Source organism: Bacillus sp. 05T31 (assembly GCF_056396725.1).
This window is the reverse complement of the sequence record NZ_JBFTMA010000456.1, coordinates 1-4489: the sequence shown is the minus strand read 5'-3', so window position 1 is coordinate 4489 and position 4489 is coordinate 1. Positions and strand designations below refer to the sequence as shown.

General features: G+C 35.8%; 5 protein-coding genes and 2 pseudogenes. All 7 read left to right on the top strand.

The annotated features are described in order from the left end of the window. Positions 1 to 321: UTRA domain-containing protein (locus AC1DJR_RS21770; protein ID WP_477003478.1), on the top strand; the 321-nt coding region annotated here is incomplete at its 5' end. A gap of 193 nt (positions 322 to 514) precedes the next feature. Beyond that, positions 515 to 709 carry a hypothetical protein gene (locus tag AC1DJR_RS21765; protein WP_002033711.1) on the top strand — a complete coding sequence of 65 codons (195 nt, stop codon included), beginning with the start codon at positions 515 to 517 and terminating at the stop codon, positions 707 to 709. 32 nt (positions 710 to 741) lie between these two features. After that, the gene (gene bshB2 / locus AC1DJR_RS21760) at positions 742 to 1422 is read left to right on the top strand and encodes a bacillithiol biosynthesis deacetylase BshB2 (RefSeq protein WP_477003477.1); all 681 of its coding nucleotides are present in this window, start codon (positions 742 to 744) and stop codon (positions 1420 to 1422) included. Beyond that, positions 1422 to 2217: pseudogene (locus tag AC1DJR_RS21755) on the top strand (alpha/beta fold hydrolase). The gene bshB2 and the pseudogene AC1DJR_RS21755 overlap by 1 nt, the downstream one beginning before the upstream one ends. Positions 2218 to 2284: 67 nt before the next feature. Next, positions 2285 to 3542 (top strand): annotated as a pseudogene (locus tag AC1DJR_RS21750) (aminotransferase-like domain-containing protein). Between the two features lie 33 nt (positions 3543 to 3575). After that, positions 3576 to 3932 carry a CidA/LrgA family holin-like protein gene (locus AC1DJR_RS21745; protein ID WP_002014630.1) on the top strand — a complete coding sequence of 119 codons (357 nt, stop codon included), beginning with the start codon at positions 3576 to 3578 and terminating at the stop codon, positions 3930 to 3932. A 23-nt stretch (positions 3933 to 3955) separates the two neighbouring features. Next, a partial coding sequence (locus AC1DJR_RS21740) for an LrgB family protein (protein WP_477003476.1) occupies positions 3956 to 4489 on the top strand: 534 nt, incomplete at its 3' end.

The following is a 4489-nucleotide window of genomic DNA, read 5'->3' as shown; positions in this document are numbered from 1 at the left end:
GTAGACGGTAAACCATTCTCTATTGAAGTAAGTTATTTCAAAAAAGATATCATTCCTTATTTGAATGAAGAAATAGCATTAAGTTCTGTATACAGTTATTTCATTGAGGATTTACGATTAAATATTGGCTTTGCCGATAAAGTTATTAGTTGTGAAAAAATAAATAAAGAAAATGCAAAGCTTTTAGAACTAAATGAAGGTGATCCAGCGCTTCTTATTGAAAATACAGTTTATCTTGTAAATGGAACAATTTTCGAGCTATCTCAATCAATGTTTCATTATGAAAAGACYAAACTTTTAAATCGRATTAATTTTAATTGAAAATGAATATAAGTAGCCTTGTAAAAAAGCAACTGGTCCTAAGTGAGCAGTTGCTTTTTATTTTTAAAGTGGATGAGCAAAAAAACACAAAAGTGGTTGGTCCGTTTTTTACAAACTTCTATTATGATAAGAGAAGAAAGGTAGTATTTTATTCATGCTTTAAAATAGACTGGCCTTAGAGAGGTGGAAGACAATGAGTTTTGCGATTTCACTAGTTGTTATTATTGTAGTTGTATCACTGTTTGGGACCGTACTAGTCGCACGAAATGTAGAGGAGAATTACGGTAAGTCTACAAAGAGGAATGTGAAAAACTTATCCGCTATCTATGTCATTCTTCTTTTAGTGCTTCTTGTAGGAGTTACTTGGTATGCGGTCGTTATTTTATAAAGTTTGTATATGATGAAGGAGTTAATATATTGATGAAAAATGAGCGCCACGTTTTAGTTGTTTTCCCGCATCCGGATGATGAGTCGTATTGCGTGGCTGGAACAATTTTGGCTTATACTGAGCAGAAAGTCCCTCTTACTTATGTTTGCTTAACACTTGGTGAAATGGGGAGAGCGATAGGGAATCCWCCTTTTGCAACTCGTGAATTTTTATATACWATWAGAGAGAAAGARYTAAAGMGMGCTACWAATATTTTAGGGATTRAAGRTTTACGTATGATGGGATATCGTGATAAAAYTCTTGAATTTGAAGAGCCTGGAAAATTAAGAAGCTTGATTCAAAACTGTATTGAAGAATTGGATCCTTCTGTAGTTATTTCTTTCTATCCTGGGTATGCAGTTCATCCGGATCACGATGCAACAGGGGAAGCAGTAGTAGAGGCCTTAGCTAATATTTCGGAAAGTAAACGACCAGCCTTTTATGCTGTAGCTTTTTCGAAAAATCATGAAGACGAAATAGGACCTCCAGATTTTAAAAATGAAGTGAAAAAATATGTTCCGAAAAAATTGGAAGCATTACGAGCACATGCATCACAATTTACAACTAAAGTGGATGAGCTGGAAAGGGAGTATGAAGACGGTATTTCAGGCACAGTTGAGTGGTTAGAAAGAGAACCGTTTTGGATATATTCATTCAAAGATAAAAATATGTGATGCTACATCTGAAGGTGATGAATATGTATTTTGAATATAAGAATCGAAAGATTTTTTACAATATAGAAGGATCGGGTCCTGTCATATTGTTTTTACACGGTCTTGGAGGAAATTCGAATAATTGGTTATATCAAAGAAAATACTTCAAGAAGACATGGACCGTAATCTCACTCGATTTACCTGGGCATGGGAAATCCGAAGGGATGGAAATTAGTTTTAAAGAATATTCAAATGTTTTATATGAGTTATGTAATCATTTAAAGCTAAAATCAGTAACAATTTGTGGTCTTTCAAAAGGCGCTAGAGTGGGTATCGATTTTGCTATTCAATATCCACGTTTTGTTTCTAGCTTAATTGTTGTAAATGCATTTCCCTATTTAGAACCGGCAGATCGTAAAGAACGACTTGAAGTATATGATTTACTTAGCTTGCAGGATAAAGGGAAAACTTGGGCTGATACGTTATTGAGAGCAATGGGAGTAGAAGATAATGATGCAATTGTCCGAGGATTTCATCAATCCCTACAAACGATTCATCCGAAGCATATTCAAAGGCTATTCGCTGAATTAGTTGATTACGATCAAAGACCATACCTCTAACATTGCATGTCCTGCATTAATAATACGAGGAGAGAATGATTATTTTGTTCCGGAAAAGTATGTGAGAGAATTTGAAAAACACCTGAGAAACGTGACTTTCGTTGAGTTGAAAAATAGTGGGCACTTACCTTATTTAGAACAGCCTACTAGCTTTAATGTGACGGTAGAGGCATTTTTAAATCATGCGCTTGATTAATACCATTTTTGCAGTGAATACTGTTATTAATGAGTTCAGGACACCAGCTTGGAGAGGAGGGAACTAAATGGAATGGCAACCGAATCGTGAAGATAAGATACCAGTTTATAAACAAATTGCTGATTACATTGAAAGAGGCATTTCTACCGGTGAATTCCCTTCTGATAGAAAATTACCTTCCGAGCGTATGTTAGCACAGAATTTACAAGTGAACCGAAGTACGGTCGTAGCTGCTTATGAGGAATTGAAATCACTTGGGGTAGTAGAACGGAAAAAAGGAAGCGGCACTCGTGTGAATACAGATATATGGGGTGTGTCACATAAACGAATACCGAACTGGGGTAGGTACGTTGAGGATGGATCGTTCTTACCTAATGTACCACTTGTTCAACAAATTCGAACGGAAACACAAAAAGATGATTTAATCAATTTAGCGAGTGGTGAATTGTCATCAGATTTAATTCCGAGTGATAGATTTCGAACAATTTTGTCGGAGAAAACATTTATGGGAAATCTCGGTTATGACCATCCGCTTGGAAATGAAATGTTGCGAAAAACCATTGCGGCACATGTCGAGCAATATAAACAAATAGAAGCAGATTCAAGCTCTATTCTTATTACATCTGGAGCTCAGCAAGCACTTAATCTTATCGTTCAATGTTTGTTAAAGCCTGGAGATGCGATTGCAATTGAGGATCCCTCCTATTGTTATTCACTTCCGATGTTTAAATCAGCAGGTTTAAAAATATTCCGTTTACCAGTTGATCAGCATGGTATGAATCCAGATGACTTAATCGTTTTGCACAAAAAGCATCGCATTCGTATGGTGTTTTTAAATCCGGATTATCAAAATCCAACTGGAACGGTACTCTCATTGGCAAGACGTAAAAAGGTTTTAGAACTATCTTCTGAATTTGGTATACCGATTGTAGAAGATGATCCGTATAGTTTGACTTCTTTTAATGGAGAAGTGAATCCAACATTGAAATCGATGGATCAAAATGGGAATGTTCTTTATGTGAGCTCATTATCAAAAATTGTTGCATCAGGATTACGTATTGGTTGGGTAATTGGCCCCACGCGCGTAATTGAGAGATTGGCAGATGCGAAGCAGCAAGTTGATTTCGGTCATAGTGTATTTACACAGTGGGTAGCGAACCAATTTTTAGAATCTGAGGATTTTCATAAGCATATTACGTTGCGTCCCAGGAAGCGTCCTAGGTTCGAAAAGTGAATATGTCCGATTTACTTTTGGCAGAGCGAATGTAGAACAAATTCAACTTGGAGTTACAAGGTTTGCGGAAACATTAAATGAGATTTCATAATAGTGAAGCGTAATATGGAAATGAGGGAAAGAAATGAAGTACGTGACGCTTTTACTTCAAGTAGGCGTGCTATATGTGTTTAGCTTAGCTGGTACGTGGATTCAAGGAGTATTCCATCTGTCGATGCCAGGAAGTTTAATAGGGATGTTAATATTGTTTCTACTCCTTTCTACTCGTATTTTTCCATTAAAGTGGTTTGAGGTAGGGGCAGAAAAGTTAATAGTATTTTTACCGTTATTTCTAATTCCTTCGACAACAGGATTAATGGAATATGGATCTTTTCTTTTAAGTAAGGGGAGTGTTATATTCCTTTTAGTAGTTGCAAGTACGGTAGTAACATTGATTGTTTCAGGGTATGTAAGTCAATTATTAGTAACATCAAAAAAATAAAATCGACAAGGTGCACGATTCAAATGGTCTTAATTATTATTACTGTAGTAATTTATTTATTGGCGACAAAGTTATATAAAAAATTTACGTTTCCATTTACGTTACCGGTATTAACAGTTACAGCAATTATGATTTGCTTATTTTTGATATTTGGTATTTCTCATCATGAGTATAAGGAAAATGGGGGAGACATTCTTTCAGGTTTTTTGAGTCCTGCAATTGTAGCGTTAGCCATACCTCTATTTAAAGAGCGAAAGATACTTATGAAAAACTTTTTAGCGATACTAATCGGCGTAGTGATAGGTATAGTGGCTTTAACGAGTATGAATGTAGTGATTGGTGGAATTTTAAATATAGATAAGGAACTTATATTAACAACTTTACCACAATTAGCGACAATGCCTATTGCCATTTCATTAGCGGATCAAATTGGTGGCATTCCATCTATGACTTCTAGTTTTGTAGTTGTTGCAGGAATAACAGGTGCTATTATCGGACCGACAGTGCTTAAGTTTTTCCGTATAACAAGTACGATTGGAAAAGGAGTGGGGATGGGC